The 22555-nt window shown below is 71.0% G+C and carries 20 protein-coding genes; 6 read left to right on the forward strand and 14 right to left on the reverse strand.

Annotation, left to right across the window (positions count from 1 at the left end):
* Positions 1 to 64 precede the first annotated feature (64 nt).
* The 4 genes from KGD87_RS34610 to KGD87_RS34625 all read right to left on the reverse strand — a co-directional run bounded on the left by KGD87_RS34610 (position 65) and on the right by KGD87_RS34625 (position 5326).
* Positions 65 to 1339, reverse strand: coding sequence for a hypothetical protein (locus tag KGD87_RS34610; protein ID WP_284665180.1), 1275 nt, complete (start codon positions 1337 to 1339; stop codon positions 65 to 67).
* A gap of 148 nt (positions 1340 to 1487) precedes the next feature.
* Positions 1488 to 2375, reverse strand: a complete 888-nt coding sequence (locus tag KGD87_RS34615; RefSeq protein ID WP_284665181.1) for a 5-oxoprolinase subunit C family protein — start codon at positions 2373 to 2375, stop codon at positions 1488 to 1490.
* A complete protein-coding gene (locus KGD87_RS34620) occupies positions 2372 to 3661 on the reverse strand; it encodes a LamB/YcsF family protein (RefSeq protein WP_284665182.1) in 1290 nt (429 codons plus the stop codon). The genes KGD87_RS34615 and KGD87_RS34620 overlap by 4 nt, the downstream gene beginning before the upstream one ends.
* A 252-nt stretch (positions 3662 to 3913) precedes the next feature.
* Positions 3914 to 5326, reverse strand: a complete 1413-nt coding sequence (locus KGD87_RS34625) for a c-type cytochrome (protein WP_284665183.1) — start codon at positions 5324 to 5326, stop codon at positions 3914 to 3916.
* Positions 5327 to 5467: 141 nt separating this feature from the next.
* Between KGD87_RS34625 and KGD87_RS34630 the strand changes: the two genes are divergently transcribed.
* Positions 5468 to 6604 (forward strand): aminotransferase class V-fold PLP-dependent enzyme, encoded by a 1137-nt coding sequence (locus tag KGD87_RS34630; RefSeq protein WP_284668730.1) that lies wholly within the window; start codon positions 5468 to 5470, stop codon positions 6602 to 6604.
* Positions 6605 to 6616: 12 nt separating this feature from the next.
* Here the strand turns inward: KGD87_RS34630 and cysK are convergent, their stop codons facing one another.
* Both cysK and epsC read right to left on the reverse strand, forming a co-directional pair.
* Complete coding sequence (cysK, locus tag KGD87_RS34635; RefSeq protein ID WP_284665184.1) at positions 6617 to 7537, reverse strand: cysteine synthase A; 921 nt, start codon at positions 7535 to 7537, stop codon at positions 6617 to 6619.
* A 21-nt stretch (positions 7538 to 7558) separates the two neighbouring features.
* Positions 7559 to 8404 (reverse strand): serine O-acetyltransferase EpsC, encoded by an 846-nt coding sequence (epsC, locus tag KGD87_RS34640; RefSeq protein WP_163785821.1) that lies wholly within the window; start codon positions 8402 to 8404, stop codon positions 7559 to 7561.
* Between the two features lie 175 nt (positions 8405 to 8579).
* On the opposite strand from epsC, the gene KGD87_RS34645 reads away from it, so the two are divergent.
* On the forward strand, positions 8580 to 10229 hold the full coding sequence (locus KGD87_RS34645) for an AMP-binding protein (protein ID WP_284665185.1): 1650 nt from the start codon (positions 8580 to 8582) through the stop codon (positions 10227 to 10229).
* Here the strand turns inward: KGD87_RS34645 and KGD87_RS34650 are convergent.
* Positions 10216 to 10602 (reverse strand): TfoX/Sxy family protein, encoded by a 387-nt coding sequence (locus KGD87_RS34650; protein WP_284665186.1) that lies wholly within the window; start codon positions 10600 to 10602, stop codon positions 10216 to 10218. The two genes, KGD87_RS34645 and KGD87_RS34650, sit on opposite strands and share 14 nt — an antisense overlap.
* Before the next feature lie 57 nt (positions 10603 to 10659).
* Positions 10660 to 11595 (reverse strand): LysR family transcriptional regulator, encoded by a 936-nt coding sequence (locus tag KGD87_RS34655; protein ID WP_284665187.1) that lies wholly within the window; start codon positions 11593 to 11595, stop codon positions 10660 to 10662.
* Positions 11596 to 11665: 70 nt separating this feature from the next.
* Here KGD87_RS34655 and KGD87_RS34660 point away from each other — a divergent pair, with 70 nt between their 5' ends.
* A complete protein-coding gene (locus KGD87_RS34660) occupies positions 11666 to 13039 on the forward strand; it encodes an MFS transporter (RefSeq protein ID WP_284665188.1) in 1374 nt (457 codons plus the stop codon).
* 17 nt (positions 13040 to 13056) lie between these two features.
* On the opposite strand, the gene KGD87_RS34665 is transcribed toward KGD87_RS34660, so the two are convergent.
* On the reverse strand, positions 13057 to 14226 hold the full coding sequence (locus KGD87_RS34665; RefSeq protein ID WP_284665189.1) for a serine/threonine-protein kinase: 1170 nt from the start codon (positions 14224 to 14226) through the stop codon (positions 13057 to 13059).
* A 37-nt stretch (positions 14227 to 14263) separates the two neighbouring features.
* The gene (locus tag KGD87_RS34670; protein ID WP_284665190.1) at positions 14264 to 15421 is read right to left on the reverse strand and encodes an oxygen-binding di-iron domain-containing protein; all 1158 of its coding nucleotides are present in this window, start codon (positions 15419 to 15421) and stop codon (positions 14264 to 14266) included.
* A gap of 220 nt (positions 15422 to 15641) precedes the next feature.
* On the opposite strand from KGD87_RS34670, the gene KGD87_RS34675 reads away from it, so the two are divergent.
* Positions 15642 to 16112: a YqaA family protein gene (locus KGD87_RS34675; RefSeq protein WP_284665191.1), complete on the forward strand. Its 471-nt coding sequence runs from the start codon at positions 15642 to 15644 to the stop codon at positions 16110 to 16112.
* 160 nt (positions 16113 to 16272) lie between these two features.
* On the forward strand, positions 16273 to 18006 hold the full coding sequence (locus tag KGD87_RS34680; RefSeq protein ID WP_284665192.1) for a lamin tail domain-containing protein: 1734 nt from the start codon (positions 16273 to 16275) through the stop codon (positions 18004 to 18006).
* 75 nt (positions 18007 to 18081) lie between these two features.
* On the opposite strand, the gene KGD87_RS34685 is transcribed toward KGD87_RS34680, so the two are convergent.
* Positions 18082 to 19266: an AI-2E family transporter gene (locus KGD87_RS34685; protein WP_284665193.1), complete on the reverse strand. Its 1185-nt coding sequence runs from the start codon at positions 19264 to 19266 to the stop codon at positions 18082 to 18084.
* A gap of 121 nt (positions 19267 to 19387) precedes the next feature.
* Between KGD87_RS34685 and KGD87_RS34690 the strand changes: the two genes are divergently transcribed.
* Positions 19388 to 19804: a DoxX family protein gene (locus KGD87_RS34690; RefSeq protein ID WP_163785612.1), complete on the forward strand. Its 417-nt coding sequence runs from the start codon at positions 19388 to 19390 to the stop codon at positions 19802 to 19804.
* 1 nt (position 19805) lies between these two features.
* Here KGD87_RS34690 and KGD87_RS34695 read toward each other — a convergent pair whose 3' ends face one another.
* From KGD87_RS34695 to KGD87_RS34705, 3 genes are all read right to left on the reverse strand, one after another.
* Positions 19806 to 21065 (reverse strand): threonine/serine exporter family protein, encoded by a 1260-nt coding sequence (locus tag KGD87_RS34695; protein ID WP_284665194.1) that lies wholly within the window; start codon positions 21063 to 21065, stop codon positions 19806 to 19808.
* A 114-nt stretch (positions 21066 to 21179) separates the two neighbouring features.
* Complete coding sequence (locus tag KGD87_RS34700; protein ID WP_284665195.1) at positions 21180 to 22121, reverse strand: hypothetical protein; 942 nt, start codon at positions 22119 to 22121, stop codon at positions 21180 to 21182.
* Entirely contained in the window at positions 22118 to 22546 is a 429-nt protein-coding gene (locus KGD87_RS34705) for a phage holin family protein (protein ID WP_284665196.1), read from the reverse strand. The genes KGD87_RS34700 and KGD87_RS34705 overlap by 4 nt, the downstream gene beginning before the upstream one ends.
* Between the last annotated feature and the right edge of the window lie 9 nt (positions 22547 to 22555).

Consider the following 22555-nt stretch of genomic DNA (forward strand, 5'->3'; position numbering starts at 1 on the left):
TCTCCAGTATCGGCTGAAACTGGGAAAAGTTGCGTCCCTGGGCGTCGCAGCCGTGCCGTCGAGCCTATGCGCCGCGTCGGCCGAACGGCGGGTCGAACAGGGCCGGGTCTGACTGACGCGAGCGGAAGAGGTCGATGATGTAGTTCATCCGCTGGTCCAGGCGGCTCCAGTCTTCCGCCCCGGTGCCCTCGAGGCTGTCCGGGCTCTTGTCGAACTCCGCCAGCAGCTTTCGCAGCTCGGGGTTTTCGATGGTGCGCAGGTGCGGCGGGAAGAGCGTGGACTCCATGCCCGGAGGCGGCGGCAAATCATTGCCCAGCTTCAGCGCGCTTCCGGGGACGGCCAGCTTCATCATGTGCTCGGTGGCGAGGCGGCGGAACGCGCTGGCCATGCGCTCCACCACGGGGCCGAGCGCGGCGTCCAACACGCCTGACTTCAGTGCCGCCTTGCCCGCGAGGTTGGCGGGGAAGGGGAGCGCGTTGATTTGCGCCTCGATGGTCTGCCGCAGGATGCCGTGGAAGGTCTCCTTCATGGGGGCGTTGAGCGCCTGCTCGATTTGCGGCTGGAGCCTTCGCTGCTCGTGCAGCCCCACCTTGTTGTTGGCCAGGAGCATCAGCTCGGCCTTCTTGTTCGGCTCGGTCTCGAACATGGCCTGGGCGTAGTGGCCGAAGGCTTCCTCCAGCACTGGCTTGTCGGCGGGGAACTCGCTCAGGTACTGCGCGACTTTCGCCGTGTCGTACTGGGTGTCGGCCTGGAAGGTCGCCACGAAGCGGGAGAGCTCCTGGCCCACCTCCTCGAACACCCGCTTGTTGCCCTCGGAGATGGCCAGGCTGACGTTCTGGATGGCGTCATTGCCGGCTGAGCCGATGTCCGCCAGGGGAAGGGCGGGCAGGCCCAGCTTGCGCAGCAGGTCGTCGACCTGGGAGAGCGGCCGGGTGACGCCGTCGAGCCCCTTGAGCACGTCCGTGAAGAACCTGGGCATGTCCTCGCCGCGGATGCTCACGCCGGCTTGTTTCGAGGCCCAGGTCGCGAAGGTGGACCAGTTGGCGTTCTCCGTGCCCAGGAGCCGACCCACGGCGTTGGACAGGTCGGAGTAGCTCTGCGTCACCGCCTGGTTGCGGACCACCAGGTCCTTCATGGCGCAGATGTGCCGCACGTCCTCGGGGGAAGGGTAGGTCCCCGGCTCGACGCGGGGGCCCTGGAGTGGGCTTGAACCGGTGGGCTCGGCGGCTGGGCCGCACGAGGGCGCCGGGGGCCTCAGCTCGTTGCGAGGACGATGCGTGGGCTCCCCGGACTCCGTGGGGCGCTCGGGGGCACGGGGACTGGGGAGCGGAGTCTTCATTCCCGTATTATCGGTGGAAAACGGGAAAAGATTTACGCCCTGCCCCCGAGGGCATGTCGGACCCCTGAGGTAGGAATCCCTGGACACGCTGTTTCAGGTGGGGTTCCACTTGGGGGAGGCGGCAATGCGCCACATCCCGCGCGGTTGCTCATGTGGAATGGCGGACGGTCAGGCCGAAGCGCTCCGCGTGCTGGCGCCACGCTGCCTGTGCCTCGTCGAGGCTCACCTCCTGAAACCGGACAGCGGCTCCTGGGCGGCGGGCGCACAGCCGGCCCCAATCCGCGCGAATGACCGTCGCGATGAGCGGATAGCCGCCCGTCGTCGGATGGTCAGGGCCCAGCACGATGGGCGTTCCTGACAGCGTGACCTGGATGGCTCCACGAACCATGGGGCGCGACGTGCCCGTGCCTTCGTCGCCATGGGTGAGCGCTGGCCCCTGGAGCCGCATCCCCACGCGGTCGGTGGCAGCGGATACGGTGAAGGCGCCCGACAGCAGGGTGGCCACGGTTGCTGGCTCGAAGCGGCGGTTGTCAGGTCCGAGCGTCACGCGGATGGGCGCCGCGGCATCCAGTGCCGTGCCGGGCGCTCGCGTCTCGGCGCGCGGGTTCGCGTCACCCAGGGGCAGGCTGTCTCCCGAACGCAGCAGGCGGCCTTCGTGCCCGCCCAGGCGTGCGACCAGCAGCGTGCCGCGGCCTCCCAGCACCTCCGGCACCGCGAGCCCGCCATCCACCGCGACATAGCGCACGCTCGTCGACTCGGGCGCGGGGACGTTGAGGCGCGCTCCATCCGCGACCGTGAAGGTGCGTCCGTCCATGGACACGCGGACACTTCGGCCGCGGGCGCGCAGCTCCAACGGGCCGAAGGCTTCCAGCGCCGCCGCTCCACTCGCGTTGCCCACGGCGAGGTTGGCCACGGCGAGCAGCTCCGGGACCAGCGGTCCGCCCGGAGGCACGCCGTGGTGCATCTTCCCGGGCCGTCCCGCGTCCTGCACCGTGACGGGCGCACCCACGCCCGTGATGTCCAGCCAGCCCGTCATCGGTCCACCCGCTCGAAGCGCACCTGGTCCCCGAGCTGAAGCACCGAACCCTGCTCGGGCGTGAAGGCGGTGAAGTCCAGCGCGGTGCCGATGAGGTTCCAGCCTCCCGGCGACGCGAAGGGATACACCCCCGTGCGCCCACCGGCGATTCCCACCGCCAGGGCGGGCACTCGCGTACGGGGCGTGGCCAGCCGGGGGGCCGCGATGCTCGGGTCGACTTCGCCCAGGTACGCGAACCCAGGTAGGAATCCCACGCAGCGCACCGTGTACTCGCGCGCCGTGTGACGCCGCGCCACCTCGTCCTCGGTGAGGCCCGCGCGCTCCGCCACCGCGCGCAAGTCCTGCCCGTCGTAGCGCACGGAGATGGTCGTGAGGGGCCGTCCTGCCCCCGGCGCTGGAATGCGCAGCAACCGCGCCAGCGCGAGCCGAGGCTCCTCGGGTGGGGCCTCCGGGGCGAAGTACACGCAGGCGTGTTCCTCGGTGATGACGGCGTCGAGGACACCGGGCATGGCGCAGAGCGCCTCGCGCGTGGCGCGTCGCTCCAGCCCCTCGGGGAGGACCAGTCGCAGGGCGCCGTCGCCCAGGGGCTCGGAGCGGAGCGCGAGCGCGTCCAAGGTGGCGCGGACCTCTCGCGCCAGCGCCACCGCGCCGGGCGTGTCGCCATGAACGCAGACGGTGTCCACGGTGCCGCCGGTGGCCAGGCGCACGGTGTTGGCCCGCGCCTGGGCGTGGTCGGTCAGCACCGCGCCGGGCTGTCCTCGGGGAATCAGCGAGCCGTCGGGCCGGGTGCCCCGGTCCGCGAAGCCTTCGCGGGCGTAGGCCAGTCCCGCCGCCAGGGCCGCGTCATGCAGCGCGCCCTTGCCGGGGCCAATGAAGGTGACGGCGGTCCCCAGCGCCTCCACCACGCCCGCCACCACCGCGCGGGCCAGGGCCGGTGTGGCATTCGCCGCGTGGTACAGGGCGCCGTGAGGCTTGGCGTACGTCACGGGCAGCTGACGGTCCGCCGCCAGCTTCGCGAGCCGGCCGCACTGCGCGGCCACTTGCGCTTGGAGGTGCTCCGGCGTGACGTCGAGCGCGCGGCGGCCAAAGCCCTCGCGGTCCTCGTAGGAGGGGTGCGCGCCCGCGCGCGTGCCGTGCCGCTCGCACAGCGCCAGCGCTCGGCGCATGGACCCATCATCTCCGGCATGCCCGCCGCAAGCGATGTTCGCCACATGGGCCAATGCGTAGAGCTGTTCGTCTTCACCGGGAAGCTCGCCCAGGTCGACGTTGAGGAGGCACTCCGTCATGCGGCGCACCGTACGCGAGCGGCGGCGCGGGTGCAGCCGTCCCCGTAGCCGCAGACGCTGGCGAGCCAGCCGACGGTGAGGTGGGAAGTCTCACGCACCACCCCGGGGCTGGGGCCGGTTGGCACCGGGGTGGTACGCGCCCAGCGAGTGCCTCGACGAGGTGCCCGCTGAGAACTTCCAGACGGGATACGCCAGCAGGGGTTTTCCTCGGTCATTTCCGGGGCGTCTTTTCGTGTGCGCTGGGGGCGCGGCTCAGCGCGGGGGGGAGGGAAGCGAGGCCAGGCCGCCCGCCTTCACCCAGCGCACCAGTGCGAGCGCGGTCTTCTCGTCAATCAACTCCGCGTAGGTGGGCATGGGCGTGCCGGGGAGGAACTGCTCGGGGTTGCGCACCCAGCGGACCAGGTCGGCCTCGCTGCGCGTGGCGACCTTGTCGAGTCGGTCGTGATAGCGCGCGCCCGGGGCGTGGCAGCTTGCGCAGCCAAACCGCACGAAGAGGGCGGGGGCGTCCACCTTCGGCTGCGCAGGGCGTGGCTTGCGGGTGGGGGCGGGCTTGCTGGCCAGCGCCGAGGGAGCGGGCGCAGCGGGGCTGGCCGCATCGTGTTTCGCGGACGGCGCCGAGTCCACGCTCGTGTTGACGGCCCTGGGAGCATCCCCAACTCGCGTCTCATCGGGCGCGCTGACGGGGAGTGTCTCCGCGCGCTGCTCCTCCGCCACCCAGTCCGGGCGCACCGACGCCGCGGTGAGCCGTGACCGCGCGCCCTTCACCGCGTTCTCCCTGTTCGGCACCGAGCGCAGATAGTCATAGAGCGCTCGCGCCTCCACCTCGTCCATGCCCCGGAAGCGAGGCATGGGCGAGCGCAGCACGGAGCCATCCGGCGCCAGTCCGTCACGCACCGCGCGGGTGAAGTCCTCCAGCGTCCAGTGCGCCAGCCCCGTCTCGTGGAAGGTGATGTTGCTGGAATGAACCTTCCGTCCCTCCGGGTCGACGAACGCCATGCCCCCCGCGAACACGTCATCGCCCTCTGTCTTCCGGGGACTGAAGCCCTCCGTGTGACACGAGGCGCAGTCATAGACGTCATGCGCCATGTAGTGGCCGTACTCCCGGGTCGCCGCCTTGGGCGGCACGGGGATGCCCGAGGCGGGCCGCTCCACCGGCTCGTTCCCGGTGATGAAGCGGAAGCCGATGCCGCCGAAGAAGCTGAACTCCGACGGGGGCGCGGCCACTGAGTCCGGCGTGAAGAGCGGATGTCCGGAGCGCATGAAGCCCAGCACCGCCGCCAGGTCCGCGTCGCCCATGCCGTAGCTGGGCATCACCATCAACCGCCCGTCGCGGCTCACGGCGTAGCGGATGGCCCGCGCCAGCTCTTCATCCGTTGCGGCGCCGATGCCCGCCTCGGCATGTGACGTGAGGTTCGCCGCGTAGAAGCGCCCCATGTACGAGGGAAGCTCGCGCAGCGGCGCGCCCGACGCCGCCTCCGCGTCGCCCCCTCGGTGACAGGACTCGCAGCTCGCGTGGAAGATGGAGGCCCCTCGCTCCAGGGCGGCGGGGGACAGGTCCGCGCGGATGGGCGGGTAGGGGGCATGAACGGTCCCCGCGCAGCCCGCCAGCAGGGCGGCTCCCACGAACAACGTGTTCCTCATGGCGTCCTGGAGGGTGCGGCGCATGGGTCCTTCCGCGTCGAGCAGGCCCTGACGCATATCGCATCCCCGCGAGAGACGGAAAAACCACCCCGTCTGTCCATGGCGGACACCCGGCCTTCACGAGGGACGGCGCGGCGCGGAGAAGTGACTACACTCCCCGTCACCATGACGCGCTCGCTCGAGTCCTACCGCGACCTCTTCCCCGTGCTGAGGGAGCAGCTCTACCTCAACCACGCCGGTGTGGCCCCCACCAGCCTGCGCGTCGCCGAGGCCGTGCGCGGGTGGATGGATGACGTCGTCCACCACGGCATCAAGCACGAGCGCGGCTGGGAGGCCCACTGCGAGCGGGTGCGGGGCCTGGCCGCCCGCCTCATCAACGCCGAGCCTGGTGAAATGGCCTTCGTGCGCAGCACCAGCCACGGCCTGGGCCTGGTGGCCGAGGGGCTGGACTGGAAGCCCGGCGACGAGGTCGTCGTCGCCTCCTCGCTGGAGTACCCCTCCAACGTCTATCCCTGGCTGCACCTGAAGGACCGCGGCGTGACGGTGCGCGAAATCCAGACGCCCGGAGGGGGCGTCACGCCGGAGGCCGTGGCCGCCGCGCTCACCCCGAGCACCCGGCTGGTGGCGGTGTCCTCCGTGCAGTTCGCCACCGGCTACCGCACCGACCTGGACGCGGTGGGCGCCGTGTGTGAGCGGGCGGGCGTCCTGTTCTGCGTGGACGGCATCCAGAGCGTGGGCTGCATCCCCGTGGACGTGAAGAAGAGCCGCATCCACTTCCTCAGCGCGGACAGCCACAAGTGGATGCTGGGCATCTCCGGCATCGGCTTCCTCTACGTGGCCAAGGACGTCCTGCCCAGGCTGCGGCCCGTGCTGGTGGGCTGGCGCAGCACCACCGACCCGTGGAACTTCAACCGCAGCCACTTCGAGCTCCGCCCGGACGCGGGCAAGCTGGAGGAGGGCAGCGCCGCGTACACCGGCATCTACGCCCTGGGGGCCGCGCTGGAGCTGCTGCACGAGGTGGGCGTGGACGCCATCTCCGTGCGCATCCGCGAGCTGTTGGGCCAACTGGAGGCGGGGCTGCGCGGGCTGGGCTGCGACGTGGGGCCCGCGCCGGAGCACCGGGCGGGCATCCTCACCTTCCTGCCTCCGGAGGGCGAGGCCCGCGCGCTCGGCGCGGGGCTCTCCGCGCGGGGCGTGGCCCTCTCGGTGCGCCGCGGGCGCGTCCGCCTCTCACCCCACTTCTACAACCTGCCCGAGGAGATGGACCGGCTGGTGGAGCTGGTGCGGACGCACCGCGGCTAAAGGGCCCTGGGACTACTGGGCCGGGAAGAGCGGCTCGATGGAGAGGTAGCGCTCGCCCGTGTCGTAGTTGAAGACGAGCACGCGGCTGCCGTCGGTCATCTCACCCAGCTTCTGATTCACGGCGGACAGCGCGGCGCCGGAGGAGATGCCCACGAAGATGCCCTCCTCACGCGCGGCGCGGCGGGTGAACTCGAAGGCGTCCTCCTCGGCCACCTGAATCGCGCCGTCCAGCGCGTCCTGGTGCAGGTTCTTCGGGATGAAGCCGGCGCCAATGCCCTGGATGGGGTGCGGGCCCGGCTGGCCGCCGCTGATGACGGGCGACTTGGTGGGCTCCACGGCGAAGACCTTCAGCTTCGGCCAGACCTTCTTGAGCTCCTCGGCGCACGCGGTGATGTGGCCGCCGGTGCCCACGCCGGTGATGAGGTAGTCCAGCCCCTCCGGGAAGTCCTTGAGGATTTCCTGCACCGTGGTGCGACGGTGGACCTCGATGTTGGCCTCGTTCTCGAACTGCTGCGGCATCCACGCGTTGGGCACCTGCGAGACGAGCTCGTTGGCGCGGGCGATGGCGCCCTTCATGCCCTGCGCGCGCGGGGTCAGCTCGAAGGTGGCGCCGTAGGCGGCCATCAGCCGGCGGCGCTCGACGCTCATGGACTCCGGCATGACGAGCACCAGCTTGTAGCCCTTCACCGCCGCCACCATGGCCAGACCGATGCCGGTGTTGCCGCTGGTCGGCTCGATGATGACGCTGTCCTTCTTGAGCAGGCCGCGCTTCTCCGCGTCCTCAATCATGGACAGCGCGATGCGGTCCTTGATGCTGCCGCCCGGGTTGGCGCGCTCGAGCTTCATGTGGACCGTCACGCGGGACGGAAACAGCCGGTTGATGCGCACGTGCGGCGTGTTTCCGATGGTCTCCAGGATGCTGTTCACCTTCATATGGGGGGCCTCGTCGGTGGGTCAGATGTGAAATTCGAGTGCGTCCAGCGAGCCGTCCGCGCCGCGCTGACGCACTTCGCTGCGGCGGGTCACCACGGATTGAGACGGGATGCTCTGCGTGAGCCAGGCGTTGCCGGCGATGATGCTGCCCCGGCCCACCACCGTCTCTCCGCCGAGGATGGTGGCGTTGGCGTACACCACCACGTCGTCCTCGATGGTGGGGTGGCGCTTCTTGTCCGTCAGCCCCTTCTCCACCACGAGCGCGCCCAGGGTGACGCCCTGGTAGATTTTGACGTTGTCGCCAATCAGCGTCGTCTCGCCGATGACGACGCCGGTGCCGTGGTCGATGACGAAGCGCCGGCCGATGGTGGCGCCCGGGTGGATGTCCACGCCGGTCCGCTGGTGCGCGAACTCGGTGAGCAGGCGGGGCAGCAGCGGGAAGCCCAGGGCGTGCAGCGCGTTGGCCACCCGGTAGATGGCGATGGCGGTGAAGCCCGGATAGGTGAGGATGACCTCGTCCACGGTGCGTGCGGCCGGGTCCGCCTCGAAGATGGCGTCCGCGTCCTGGCGCAGCCAGTCGTAGAGCCCGGGCAGCCGCTCCATGAAGCGCGCCGGCAGGTCCCGCTCGATGCCCGGGTACAGGGGCGCGAGCGTGTCCCGGATGCGGTGGAGGCTGGCCTCCACGGTGGTGACGTCGCGGTGGACGGCGGCGGCCGTACACTCCAGGCGGTCGGCGAAGTGGGGGAAGAGCAGGCCCAGCACCTGGCCTACGAATTCGGGAGCGGCGCGCCGTACGTCCGCAGGGAAGCAGTGGCGCTGCCGGGCTTCCAGCAGGGCCGCGACCAGCCTGGCGTTGGAGTCATCCATGAGCCCCCGTTTCTAACGCGGCGCGTGGGCTGGCTGCACGGCGTAATGGCAGATTCCGGAGCCGACTGTCACTTCCCAGGAGGGGGCTGGCCCCTGGGGGCCCTGGCTGGCGCGCGGTGGACAGCGGTGGTTCGCGGCGCTTGCCGCGTGTCCCACTCGGCGGGACGATGACGCCATGTCCCAAAGCCCGGTCCCTTCCTACGCTCACGGCACCAGCACCACCCCGCTGCTGGGGGAGACGATTGGCCAGAACCTGCGCCGCACCGTCGAGCGCCACGGGGACCGGGAGGCGCTGGTGGTGGCGTCCCAGGGGTTTCGGGCCACGTATCAACAGCTCTGGGCGCTCACCTCGCAGGTGGCCCGGGGGCTGATGGCCCTGGGCGTCCAGAAAGGGGACCGGGTGGGCCTCTGGTCACCCAACCGCTTCGAATGGGTGGCCGTCCAGTACGCCACGGCCCGTATCGGCGCCATCCTGGTCAACATCAACCCGGCCTACCGCACCTCGGAGCTGGAGTACGCCCTCAACCAGTCCGGCGCGAAGGTGCTGCTCCACGCGCGGGGCTTCCGGCAGACGGACTACCGGGGCATGGTGAAAGAGGTCCAGCCGCGCTGCGGCGGCCTGGCGACGGCGCTGGTGCTGGAGGACGACTGGCAGCGGCTGCTCGATGGCGCGAAGGCGGTTTCCGAGGACGCGCTGGCCGCCCGCGAGGCGTCGCTCCAGTTCGATGACGCCATCAACATCCAATACACGTCGGGGACGACAGGCTTTCCGAAGGGCGCCACGCTGTCGCACCACAATGTCTTGAACAACGGCTTCTTCATCGGGGAGGCCCTGCGTTACGGCCCCGAGGACCGGGTGTGCATCCCGGTGCCGTTCTATCACTGCTTCGGCATGGTGATTGGCAACCTGGCCTGCACCAGCCACGGCGCCACCATGGTGGTTCCCGCCGAGGCGTTCGACCCGTTGACGGTGCTCCAGACGGTGCAGGCCGAGCGCTGCACGTCGCTGTACGGCGTACCCACGATGTTCATCGCGGAGCTGGAGCATCCGCGCTTCGGTGAGTTCGATTTGTCGACGCTGCGCACCGGGGTCATGGCGGGCTCGCCGTGCCCGGTGGAGGTGATGAAGCAGGTGCAGTCGCGCATGCACATGCGCGAGGTGACCATCTGCTACGGGATGACGGAGACGTCGCCAGTGTCCACGCAGAGCGCGCTGGATGAGCCGCTGGACAAGCGCGTGTCCACCGTGGGCCGCGTGCACCCGCACCTGGAGGTCAAGGTCATCGACGCGGGCACGGGGGAGGTGGTGCCGCGCGGCTCGCAGGGCGAGCTGTGCACGCGTGGGTACAGCGTCATGCTGGGCTACTGGGCCAACCCCGAGGCCACCGCCGCGGCCGTGGACGCCGCCAGGTGGATGCACACGGGTGACCTCGCGGTGATGGACGACGAGGGCTACGTGAAGGTGGTGGGCCGCATCAAGGACACCATCATCCGGGGCGGTGAGAACATCTCCCCGCGTGAGGTCGAGGAGTTCCTCCACACGCACCCCGGCGTCAGCGAGACGCAAGTCATCGGCGTGCCGAGCAAGAAGTACGGCGAGGAGGTCATGGCCTGGGTGCGCGCGAAGCCCGGCGTGGCGCTCACTGGCGAGGAGCTGACGCGGTTCTGCTCGGGCCGCATCGCGTCCTTCAAGATTCCCCGCTACTGGAAGTTCGTGGACGCGTTCCCGATGACGGTGACGGGCAAGGTGCAGAAGTTCAAGATGCGCGAGGCGTCCGTCGTCGAGCTGGGGCTGGAGGACGCCGCGGCCATCAAGACGGCTTGACGCGCGAGGTGCGCTTCTTCGCGGGCGCCTTCCTGGCCTTCTTCAACGCGGCGCGGTTCGCCGCGTCCACGGCCTTCCGGGCCCAGGGCAGGAGCGCGTAGGCGTCATCCGCGGCGTCCGCGGGCGGGGTCCAGTACCCCATCTCCACCGGGGCGCCCTTGCCTTCGTAGACGAACGGCCGGCAGCCGGCGGCCTGGAAGTCCGGCCTGGTGACGTCATCCACCTTGAGGAAGAGCTGCCCGTCGCCGATGAGCCCGAACATCCGTCCGCCGAAGTAGAGCCCCCAGCCGCCGAACATCGACCGCGACTGCACGGGCCCCAGCTTCTCCAGCAGTTCCACCGTGTACTCAACGAAGCTGTCCGTCCGGGCCATGATGCGTCTCCGTGTCTCGGCGGGCCTCGTGGAGGCGGCGCCATCGGCCGCGGCACGCTAGCGCACCCGCGGACCTGGAGCGGCCTTCCTCGTGCCCCAGGGTTCGGGCATGGCGCGCACGCTCTCCACGATGAAGGACTTGAGCGCCCGCGCCGCGGCCGTGAGGTAGCCCTCGCCCCGGTGTATCAGCGCGACCTGCCGCTTCAGCCCGGCGCGCGCCAGGGGCACCACGTCGAAGCCCTGGGCGTGGTGGTCTCGGGCCATCAACTGCGGCACCACCGCCACGCCCACGCCGCGCTCCACCATGCGGCGCATGGCCTCCGCGTTGTCCGTCTCCACCGCCAGGCGGGGTGTCACGCCCCGCGCCTCGCAGGCGGCCTCCATGGCCCGCGTGCCGCTCATGCCGGGGATGGCGACCCAGGGCTCTTCCACGACCTCGTCCATCGTCACGGGCTTGACTGACTTCGTCAGCCGGTGCCCCCGCGGGACGGCGAGCACCAGGGACTCCTCCCACAGCCGCTGCGCCACCAGGTCGGCGCGCCGCACGGGCAAGGAGAGGATGGCCAGGTCCAGGGCGCCGCGTGCCACGCCTTCTTCCATGGCCGGCGCCAGTCCCTCGCTCAGTCGCGGCCGGACCTCCGGGAACTGGCGCGCGAAGGCCGGGATGATGTCCGGCAGCAGGTACGCTCCCACGGTATGCAGCGTGCCGAGCGACACCACGCCGTGTGGCGTCCCCGACAGCCGCTCCAACTCCGAGGTGCCCGCCGTCAAGGCGTCCAGGGCGCGCTGGGCGTGCGGCAGGAAGCGCTCTCCGGCGTCTGTCAGCACCGCGCCCCCGGGCGTGCGGACGAGCAGGCGCGTGCCCAGCGCCGCTTCAAGCGATTGGAGCTGCCGGGAGAGGCCGGACTGGGACAGCCCCAGCCCCCGCGCGGCGGTGGCCAGGCGTCCCGCCCGGGCGACTTCGAGGAAGGCTCGGAGCTGTTCGGAGGTCATGCGGATTCCGCAAGGAGCCTATGCGAAAGATGCGGTTTCCGCATGGGGGCCTGGGGCGTACAGAGAGGGGATGGACGGAAGCGGCGTCACAGCGGAGCCCCTGGTCAGCGCGCGTCCCGGTGTGGCGCGGCGGACCGCGACGGGCGCGGTGTTGCTGGCCCTGGTGGTCAGCGCGTTCGAGGGCACCGTCGTGACGAGCGCCATGCCCACCATCACCCGGGAGCTGGGAGGCCAGCACCTCTACTCGTGGGTGTTCTCCGCCTTCCTCTTCGCCTCCACCGTCGGCGTGCTCATCTCCGGGAAGCTGGCGGACCGGCTGGGCCGCAAGCCTGTCTTCTTCGCTGGCATGGGGTTGTTCCTGGTGGGCTCGGCGCTGTGTGGCCTGGCGGACTCGGTGCCGGAGCTCATCGCCTTCCGGGTCATCCAGGGCCTGGGCGCGGGCGCGCTGCAGCCCACCACGCTCACCATCACCGCGGACCTCTACACGCTGCGCGAGCGCGTCGCCGTGCAGGGGCTGTTCACGGGGGCCTGGGGCGCGGGCAACGTCGTGGGGCCGCTCATTGGCGGCTGGCTGGTGATGCACGCCTCGTGGCGCTGGGTGTTCCTGGTGAACGTGCCGGTGGGCCTGTTCGCCGCGGCGCTGCTGTACCTGTCGTACCGCGACCCGCCTCGCCGTCCGGAGGTCCGCATGGACCGGTGGGGGCCCGTGCTCGCGGGCTCCTCGGCGGCGCTGCTCCTCTTCTCGCTGGAGCCGGGCGCCGCGAGCCTGCGGTGGGCCTGCGCGCTGGCCGCCGTGGGCGCGGGCTGGCTGCTGGTGCGGCAGCAACGCGCGACGGCGTCTCCGTTGCTCCCGGTGGAGTTGCTGAGAGACCGCGCGGTGCTCAGCGGCGTCGTGGGCGGCATGGCGGGTGGCGCGCTGCTGTACAGCATGGCCGCGTGGGTGCCGCTGTGGATGACGGAGCACGGCGGCCACACGCCGCTGGCGGCCGGACTGGCGCTGCTGCCGATGCTCCTGGGCTGGTCCGTGGGCTCCACCTTCGGGGTGAAGCTGCTGGTGCGCGGGGGCATGCGCTTGAGCGCGGGCGTGGGCTTCGCGGTGGCTGCGCTGGGGGCCGGGTGGCTGTCATGGGCCGCCGCGCGAGGCTGGGGCGTGCCCGCCGCGCTGGTGGGGCTGGCGGTGCTCGGCCTGGGGCTGGGGCCCGCCGCGAGCACGTCGTTGATTGGGCCGCAGTCCCGCGCGCCCTGGCACCACCGGGGCATCGTCACCAGCGCGCTCTACGCCACGCGGCTGCTGGGTGGCTCGCTGGCGGTGGCGTTGCTCGCGCTGGCCAGCGGGCGCTTCGCCTTGCAGTTCGGTATCGCCGCGGGACTCACGGCCATCGCGGCGCTCGGGTTGGCGCTGCTGGCCCCAGGCAGGACGGAGTCCTCGGCATCGAGGGCGTGACGGCGGGCACCTCCCGCTCAGCCCGCGTCGCCTCCTGGCCCCGGCGCTCGGGCGCGCGCGTGGAGCGGCGCCGGTGCCCGTGCCGCCGCCGGGGCATCACCGTTCATCGCATGAGGCCACAGCTTCGCCAGCGCGGAGCGGAGCTCGGCCGCGGTCCGGTACCGGTCTTCGGGGCGTTTCTCCAAGAGCCGCAGCACGACGCGCTCGAAGGGCTCCGGCAGTCCCGGCCGCAACGCGCGCGGCGGCACGGGGCGCTCCTGGACGTGCAGGAACATCAACGGCACGGGCTCCGGGTGGCGGAAGGGAAGCTGTCCGGTGAACAGCTCGTAGGCCACCACGCCGAGCGCGTACAGGTCCGTGGCGGGTGACACCGCGGGGCTGCCCGTCACCTGCTCGGGCGCCATGTACTCCGGCGTGCCGAGCACCGCGCCCTGGGCCGTGGTCCCCATGACGTGGGTGCTCTTGGCGAGCCCGAAGTCCATCAGCTTGAGCACGCCCGTGCGGGTGATGAAGAGGTTGGCGGGCTTCACGTCGCGGTGGAGCACGCCCCGGCCGTGCGCGTGCTCCAGCGCCACCGCCGTGTGGGTGAGCCAGCGCAGCGCCTCCGCCAACGTGGCGCGCCGCTCCAGCAGCCGCTGACGCAAGTCCACGCCGTCCAGCAGCTCCACGGTGAGGAAGTGCCGCTCGCCGTCCACGCCCGCATCGAAGACGCGCAGGATGTTGACGTGCTCCAGCGCCCGGGCGTGCTCCACCTCCTGGCGGAAGCGCGCCACCATCGCGGCATCCGCGTGGGGCACCGCGAGGACCTTGAGCGCCAGGCGCACGTCCTGCCGGAGGTCGATGGCCTCGTACACGGTGGAGCTGCCCCCGGCGCCCAGCCAGCGCTCCACGCGGTAGCGCTGGGCCACAGTCTGGCCGGGCACCAGGCCCCGCATGACGCTGGAGGGCTCGGGGATTGGAATGCCCTGGAGCAGCGTGCCGTGCGGCGACATGGGGGTCACCGGGCGCAGCGTCTCCCCGAGCGACAGCGCCGACGGCGGCGTCACGGGGTGGAAGGTCGCCTCGGGCGGTGTCTCCGCGCGGGGCGGCGGCTCCTCGATGGCCAGCGGCGGCGTCACCCGCGGCGGTGGTTCCGGCGCGGCGCCCCCCAGGTACGCCACGCCTTCTACGTCGTCGGTCGAGTGCACCGCGGCCTCCCTCGGCTGCGTCGTCGCGTCGTCGCTCTCAGGGGTCGAGCAGCGAGATGTGGGACGGTGCCCCCACGCCCTCGATGTCCAGGTGCGGCGTGGGCAGGTTGTACTCGGACGCCGCGGTGGTGGCCTCGACGATGATGGGGCCGGCGATCTCCGGTGGCTCGCCGTGGCACAACAGGTCCACCACGTGCTCCACCGTCCACTTGCCCAGCCGGCTCACCACCAGCCGCGCGCCGTCATACTGCGTCGTGTCCGGAAGGTCCTGGCTCGCTGCCAGCTTGGCCTCCACGGAGTCGCCCAGGTAGCCGCGCGCCAGCGACACCACCCGGTCCAACACGGAGTTCCAGGCCTGCAGGTGCGTGCGGTCCTGCGCCTCGTCCATGATGTCCAGGCCCACCTGGAGCTTCTCCATGCGGTCCAGGAACTGCTGCACCAGCGGCCCCCGGATGATGCGGCCGTGCTGCGGCGCGATCATCTCCACGCCCGGCTCCAGCTTGCGGATGGTCGCCACCGTGCGTTGAAGCGCCGCGTTCACCGGCATGTAGATTTGATGGAAGGCGCGGATGCCCGCCCAGTCGGACTCGTCCGCCCAGATGCCCTTGGCGTTGGAGTCCGTGAGCCCGCCGAAGAGGTCTCCGGTGAAGAGCACGCGCGTCTGCGGGTCATAGAGCATGACGGCGCCGCGGAAGTGGCAGAAGGGCGAGGGCACCGGCAGCAGCCGGTGGCCGGTGGGCACGCTGAGGCCCTGCGCGAACTTCTCCGTGGGGATGAAGCGGTGGCGCGGCAGGTTCTGGTGGACGATGAGCCGCCAGGTGTCCTCCGAGCACAGCAGCCCGGCCCGGGGCGCGTAGCGCGCGGAGATGATGCTCGCCGACGAGCCCACGTCCGGGTCCTGGTGGTTGATGAACATGGCCGACAGCCGGTCCATGCCACCGATGAGGGACGTCACCTTGGTGTGGATGGTGGAGAAGTCGCTGCTCGAGCCCGGGTCGATGAGGAGGTTGAACTCCGTGGGCCGCTGCGTCTTCTTGTCCGTGCCGCGGAAGCGCAGCAGGTAGGGGTTGGCGTAGAAGATGTTGCCGGGCTCGCGCTTGCCCACCCAGAACGTCTCGGGGGCAATCTCCACCGGCGCGAGGCGCAGGTCGGAGCTCTGGCTTGGGCTCGGGGTTGGGGCGACGGTGCTGCTCATGGGCGCGGCGTTCCTTCCCGCTCTGGGGTGTATGCCTCTCCCCATAGCAAGCGCCGCGCCGGTGCCCTCTCTCCCCCGGGGCACGTGTCCGCGGGCAGGGACGGGGCGCAACGCCTGCGCTCGGGTGGGGTGGGGCGCAGACCTTGCGCACGGGGCGTCTGGGCGCGTGCGCCGCGGCGGGCGGCATGGCAGGCTGGGGGCGCTCACCTCCGAATCGTTGATGCCCGACCCGTCCGTACTCGCCACCTGGGGCCTCCCGGGGCTGTTCCTCGTCGCGATGCTCGCGGGCTCCGTGGTGCCGGTGCCGTCGGAGGCGCTGCTGGCCGCGCTCGTCTACGGCGGGACGGCGCCCGTCACCGCCATCGGGGTGGCCACCGCGGGCAACGTGCTGGGCGCGCTGTCGCTCTACGGGCTGGGTCGGTGGGTGGCGGGCGGTGGCGGAGGCGCCCTGGGGCGCTGGTACGCCCGGCGCCGTGAGAAGGAGGGGCCGCGCATGCAGCGCGTGGAGGCCTGGACGCGGAGGTGGGGCGCGCCCGCGCTCATCATGTCCTGGCTCCCCGTGGTGGGTGACGCCTTCGTCATCGCCGGCGGCATGCTGGGGGTGCGCCCGCTGCCCTTCGTCTTCTTCGTCACGCTCGGCAAGGGCCTTCGGTATCTCGCCGTCGCCCTGTCCGCCGCCGCGGCGCTGTAGCGCCCGGCTCGGGTGGTTTCACGAATGTTTCACGCAACGCGTGTGGGTCCCTCCCTGATAAAGGAGATGGGTGAGCATCGCATTCCCCGTGAAGCGGGTATCGTGTGGATGTCTCAATCGGCCTCTCAACAACCCCTTGCCAGGGGAAGGACTGGACATCGTGCGTGACAACGCAATTCCAACAAGCTCGGTGTGGTTGAACTGGCGTCGCCATGCCGCGGCGCTGTTGCTGGCGGTGCTCGCGGCGTGTGGTGGCGAGGACGCGTCGCTGGAGCCCGTGGGGCTCGACGGCGCGGAAGTCGGGCAGCGGCAGGACGCGCTGGGCGAGGTCCGCCTTCGCCTGCTGGCGGCCAACACGTCCAGCGGCAACGGGCAGGACTACGACCTGGGCCACGGCATCCGCATCTTCCAGGGCACGGACGCCGACGTGGTGATGATTCAGGAGTTCAACTACAGGTCGAACACCGCGGCGGACCTCCGCAGCTTCGTGGACACGGCCTTCGGCACGCAGTTCCACTACTACCGCGAGGGTGGGGCGCAGATTCCCAACGGCATCATCAGCCGCTACCCCATCATCGCCTCGGGCGAGTGGGATGACCCGTACGTCTCCAACCGCGACTTCGCCTGGGCGCGCATCGACGTGCCGGGCCCGAAGGACCTCTGGGCGGTGAGCGTGCACTTCCTCACCACGAGCAGCGGCAATCGCAACTCGGAGGCCAGCAGCCTGGTCAGCCGCATCCGGGCCAACATCCCCGATGGGGACTACCTCGTGATTGGCGGAGACTTGAACACCGGCAGCCGCAACGAGTCCGCCTTCAGCACGCTGTCCCAGGTGGTGCGCACCGCGGGCCCCCATCCGGTGGACAAGAACGGCAACGGCAACACCAACGCGGGCCGCAACCGGCCGTATGACCATGTGCTGGTGGACAGTGACTTGTTCGCGCACCAGACGTCCGTCGTCATCGGCGGCAGCAGCTTCGCCAACGGGCTGGTGGTGGACACGCGCGTGTACACGCCGCTGAGCGCCATCTCCCCCGCGCTCTACGGCGACAGCGCCGCCTCCGGCATGCAGCACATGGCCGTCATCAAGGACTTCCTCATCCCGGGGGACGGCGCCACCGGTGATGACGCCTCCGTCACGGTGACGTCGCCCAACGGCGGTGAGAGCTGGGCGGGCGGGAGCGTGCGCGACATCACCTGGACGTCGACCGGCGTCGCGAACGTGAAGCTGGAGTACACGCTCAATGGCAGCACCTGGAGCACCCTGGCCGCCAACACGGACGCCGCCGCGGGCAGCTACGCCTGGACGGTGCCGTCCAGCGCCACCACCACCGCGCGCGTGCGCATCAGCGACGCGGCCGACGCCAGCGTCAGCGACACCAGCGACGCGGCCTTCACCCTCACCACGGCTCCGTCGGGTGGCACGGGCAAGGTCCTCATCAATGAGGTGATGGTCAACGAGCCGGGCTCGAACGTCGTGGGCGAGTTCGTGGAGCTGGTGAACACGGGCACCGGGGCGGTGAACCTGAGCGGGTGGACGGTGTCCGACGCGGCCAGCGTGCGCCACACCTTCCCCACCGGCACGTCGCTGGCGGCGGGCGGCGTCATCGTGGTGTTCGGCGGCGCGGCGGGCATCCCGGCCGGGACGCCCAACGCCGTGTCCGCCTCCACGGGCACCCTGGGCCTGTCCAACAGCGGCGACACCGTCACCGTGAAGACGGCCACTGGCACGGTGGTGGAGTCCGCGGTGTTGTCCTCCGGCGTGAGTGGCACGGATGGCGTGTCCGCCAACCGCAGCCCGGACCTGGGCACCGCGGCGACCTTCGTGTTGCACACCAGCCTGTCCAGCCTGACGTCCTCGCCGGGCCGTCGCGTCAACGGCTCGGCGTTCTGAGCGGCCTTAACTGAAGTGTCGCGGCCCTGCTCCCCGTCCGCGCGGGGAGCGGGGCCGTTTTGTTTCAGCGGGGCCTCAGTGGCGCTCCGGCGTCGTAGGCGACAAGGGCACGCGCTCACGCGTCTCCGCCGACAGCACGGACGGGCGGATGATGAGGCTCCCGCCGCCCTCGTCTCCGGGCGTGGCCGGGTCTCCGGGGCGCGGCGTGGGCCGGCCGTAGTCGCGCTCGTAGATGCGCAGCAGGGCCAGGAAGAAGGCCACGATGAGGGGCCCCAACAGCAGGCCCACCGTGCCGAACGCGGCCAGGCCGCCGAGCAGCGCGAAGAAGACGATGGCCGCGTGCTGGTGCATGCCGCGCCTGGCCAGCAGCGGCTTCACGATGTTGTCCACCAGCCCCACCACCACCGTGCCCCAGATGGCGAGGAACAGCGCGGCCCACGGGTGGCCGCTGAAGAACATCAGCGCCGCGGCGGCCAACACCACGATGGCCGCGCCCACCGCGGGGATGAGCGCCAGGAAGAAGGCCACGCCCGCGAAGAAGAGCGCCGCGGGGACGCGGGCGATGAGGAAGCCGACGAGCGCCGCCGCCGCCTGCACGCCCGCGGTGGCTACCGACGAGACGAGCACCGCCACGGAGACGCTGCGGAACTCCCGCAGGATTTCCCCCGTCTGGCCGCGCCGCAGCGGCGAGACGCTCTCCACCCACTTCACCAGCCGCGCGCCCTCCGTCAGCAGGAAGAAGAGGGCGATGAGCATCATCACCGTCTGGAACGCGATGGAGCCCGTCGCCGCCACCGCCCCCGTGACGGCCCGCGCCGCCGTTCCGCCCTGGGTGCTCACCTGCTGCTGCAGCGTCTCGTCGAGCTGGGCCTCCTCCAGGGGGATGCGCTCCAGCAGCCGCTCCACCGGACCACGCACCGGGCCGGGAATCTTGTCAATCAGCCCTTCCATCCCTTCCCGCTGCACCGTGTCGGAGACGAACTTCACGCCGTCCGACACCTCGGTGACGACGAAGGCCGTCAGGCCTCCCAGGGGGAGCAGCAGGGCCAGGATGACCCCCGAGACGATGACCCCCGCCGCCACGTTGTTGTGTCCGCGCAGCTTCCGGCTCAGCCGCGAATAGAGGCCGTAGAAGGTTCCCGCGAGCACCGCCGCCAGGAAGAAGGCCTTGGCGAACGGGCGGACGACCAGGGCCAGCAGGATGATGGACAGGATGATGAGCCCGGTGAACACCCGTTGGGCGGTCTGCTCGGTTGCCATACCCGCCAAGGTAGGGCTGCCTTCGCGGAAGGGCAGGCACGGGAGGCGCTTTTGTCTGGCTGCCTGCTGTCCTTGCAAGAAGGCTTGGGCCCGGCCCCAAGGCGGCTAGAGTGGCCGCGCCATGCCGCCCTTCGAATCCACTCAGTTCACTGTCTGGCTGCTCCAGGCGCTCTGCGCCGTGTTCCTGGCCATCCTCTTCCTCCAGTCCGGCCTCGACAAGGTCATCGACTGGAAGGGCAACCTGGGCTGGCTCACGGGCCACTTCTCCAAGAGCCCGTTGCGCGGCGTGGTGCCGCTGATGCTGGCCACCGTCACCGTGCTGGAGCTGGCGGCGGGCGCGCTCAGCGCCGCGGGGCTGGTGTCGCTGGTGGCCACGGGCAGCGCGACGCTGGCCTTCTGGGGCGCGCTGCTCTCCGCGGTGTCGTTGGTGGCGCTCTTCTTCGGCCAGCGGCTGGCGAAGGACTACGCCGGCGCGGGCGGGCTGGTGCACTACTTCCTGCTGACGCTGGTGGCGGTGTACCTCACGCGCCTGGGCTGAGTCAGAGCACCTTGCGCGTGGGGACCAGGGCATTGGCGGACAGCAGTCCCGCCACCAACGCCACGGCCACCATCAGCATGGAGAAGGCCGTGTCCACGCCGGCGACCACGTCCCGCTCCAGCAGGGACGACAGGCTGCGGAAGCCGACGCTGCCAGGCACCAGCAGCATGAGCCCGGGCACCAGCGTGGTGATGGAGGGCTTGCCGCGCAGCCGGGCCAGCGCGTTGCTGCCCATGGCCAGCAGCAGCGCGCCGACGAAGGCACCCAGCTGCGCCCCCAGCAGCAGCGAGCCCAGTCGGGCCCCCGCGAAGGCGAAGGTGCAGGCTCCGGCAATCCAGCCCCAGTCCCTGGGGCGCGCGCGGAAGAGCACGCACACCGCGAAGATGGCCACCAGCAGCATGGGCAGCTGCGTCCAGTCCGGCAGCGCGGGTGGCAGCGGCGCCACGGGCGGCGCGGGCAGCACCACCGACAACCGACTGCCCAGGGCCACGCCGAAGCCCAACTGGAGGAAGACGAGCGCCGCCGCCGTGAGCCGGGAGGTGCCGGAGATGAGGTTGCGAGTGGCCAGCTCGTTGATGGCCACCGTCAGGGAGAGGCCGGGGAGCAGGACGATGAGGCCCGCCAGGGTGGCCACCTGCGCGGACAGCGGCCCCATCAGGCTCGCGGCCAGCGCGGCGACGGCGGAGGACAGGATGGCCGCCACCGGCTCCAGCACCCGGGCCGTGGTGGGCTGCTTCCGGGTCAGCACGCCCAATGTGCCGATGAGCAGGCTGCTGAGCGCCGCCACCGCCATCTCCTTGAGGCCACCGCCGAACAGCCGCCCCGCGGCGCCGCCCGCGAGCGTCCAGCAGAGGAGCTGGAGCGCGGGGCCGAAGCGCTCGGGCTGCGCGAGGATGGCGTCCACGCGGTGGGCTCCCTCGGCTGGGGGCACCTGACCGTGGATGACCTCGTCCGCCAGCGTGTCCAGCAGCGTCAGCCGCTCCAGGTCCATGTCGCCCGGCTCCACGCGGACGAGCGAGGTGCGCAGGGCCTCCGGCGGCCCGAAGGACGAGAAGATGGACGTGGGTGTGGAGAAGAAGCGCCCCTCCAGTCCGAAGCGCTCCGACACCCGCTGCATCAGCAGCTCCAGGCGATGCGCGGGCGTGCCGTAGCGGTGCAGCGCCTCCCCCAGGCGGAGGGTGAAGGCGACGGCGGAGCCCGGCGGCGGGGGATGACTGGCGGCGGTGAGGAGTTCGGGAGGGACGGCCACGGCGGCGCACATGGCAGAGGCTCCAGGCCGAGTCAAACGGCAGCGGGCCACACCCCTTGCTCCCGGGGAGCCGCCCGCCTGCCGTGTCGCGGGTTCAGGTCCGCCCGCTCCTGGGAGCTCCGCCCATCAGCGTGTTTTCCCTGAGTCCCCCAAGCCGGTGGTTTCGACGTTGCTCGCGCTGACGCTGGAGGAAGGGGAGGCTGCCTGCTGCGAGCTCCCTGTGTCGTCGGCCGCTTGCGGGGCCTCTCCCTGGAGCTTCTCCTGGAGCTGTCCACCGAGCTGAGAGACACCTTCCTGTGCGCGGCGCTTCGCGGGCTCGATGAGCTTGCGCTCTTTTCCTGTCACCGGCAGCAGGGCGGACGCCAGCATGCCCAGGGTGATGCCACTCACGGCCAGGAGCAGGGGTTGCTCATCCACCGTGCGGGTGAACCAGTCTGAGGCCCGATGCTGGATGGCTTCGCGCGAGGGAACCCGCTCCCGCGCATGTGACGCCCGCTCCCGGGCCTTGTGCACGGCGCCCGCGGTCCGCTCCCGAAGCGCGGTGGCTTTGTCGAGCGCCTTGTCCTTCACCTCATGCGCCTTGTCGCTCACCTCATGCGCCTTGCCGCTGGCGCTGCTCTTCATGTCGGAGAGCGTGCCTTCGCTGTCCGACTCCTCGGTGTAGCGCAGGGCGTCTCGGCCGGCGCGCGGGCCGTCGTGGCGCCACCGTTCGTCTCTCTCCGATGCGAGCTCGCTGTCGTGGTGCGCCGCGCGTGTGGTGAAGGCCTTGCGCATCAGCGCCGAGCCAACGCCCGCCCCCATGAGGGCGCCGAGCAGGCTCCAGCCCTTGGGCGAGTCGGCCCGCTCCTTCAATTCCATGCTCTTGTGCATCACTGCCTCCCTGGCCTGCGTCTTGAGTTCCGTGGCTTTCTCCACGGCGGCCTCCTTCGCGTGCTGCTTGAGCTCGGTGGCCTTGTGCGTGGCGGTCTCGCGGGCACGTTCCTTCAGCGCCGACGCCTTCTCGCTCGCGAGCGCCTTCAACCGGTCGGGTTCCGCCTTCCGGGCCAGCTCGCCCGCGAGCGCGCTCATGCGTGCCCGTGCATCTGAGATTTCATGGAGTGCGCGGTCTTGCTCGCCCATTGCCCATCCTCCTTGAGGGTTTGAATCGTTCGTTCAGGCCGGTGGACCTGCTTCATCCGCTGGAGTCCGCTCCAGGCAATGGCGCCGCCCACCGCGAGCAGCACCGCCGCGACGATGAGGGCGGACGCCCAGAGGGGCAGGGCCAGGGCCAGCACCGCCACCAGGAAGGCGACAAAGGTGATGGCCCCCAGGAGCAGCACCACGCCGCCGCCTGCCAGCAGGCCTGCTCCGGCCGAGGCCTTTTTTGCCTCCGTCCGCAGTTCGGTGCGCGCCAGGGACACCTCGGCGCGAACCAGGCGGCGTGCCTGCTCGGTGAACTCGGAGAAGAGCGCTCCGAAGCCGTCTCCGTCTCGATGGGGAATCGTGGGTTCCATTCGTGGCAC

Source organism: Myxococcus sp. SDU36 (genome assembly GCF_030168875.1).
Lineage (GTDB): Bacteria > Myxococcota > Myxococcia > Myxococcales > Myxococcaceae > Myxococcus > Myxococcus vastator.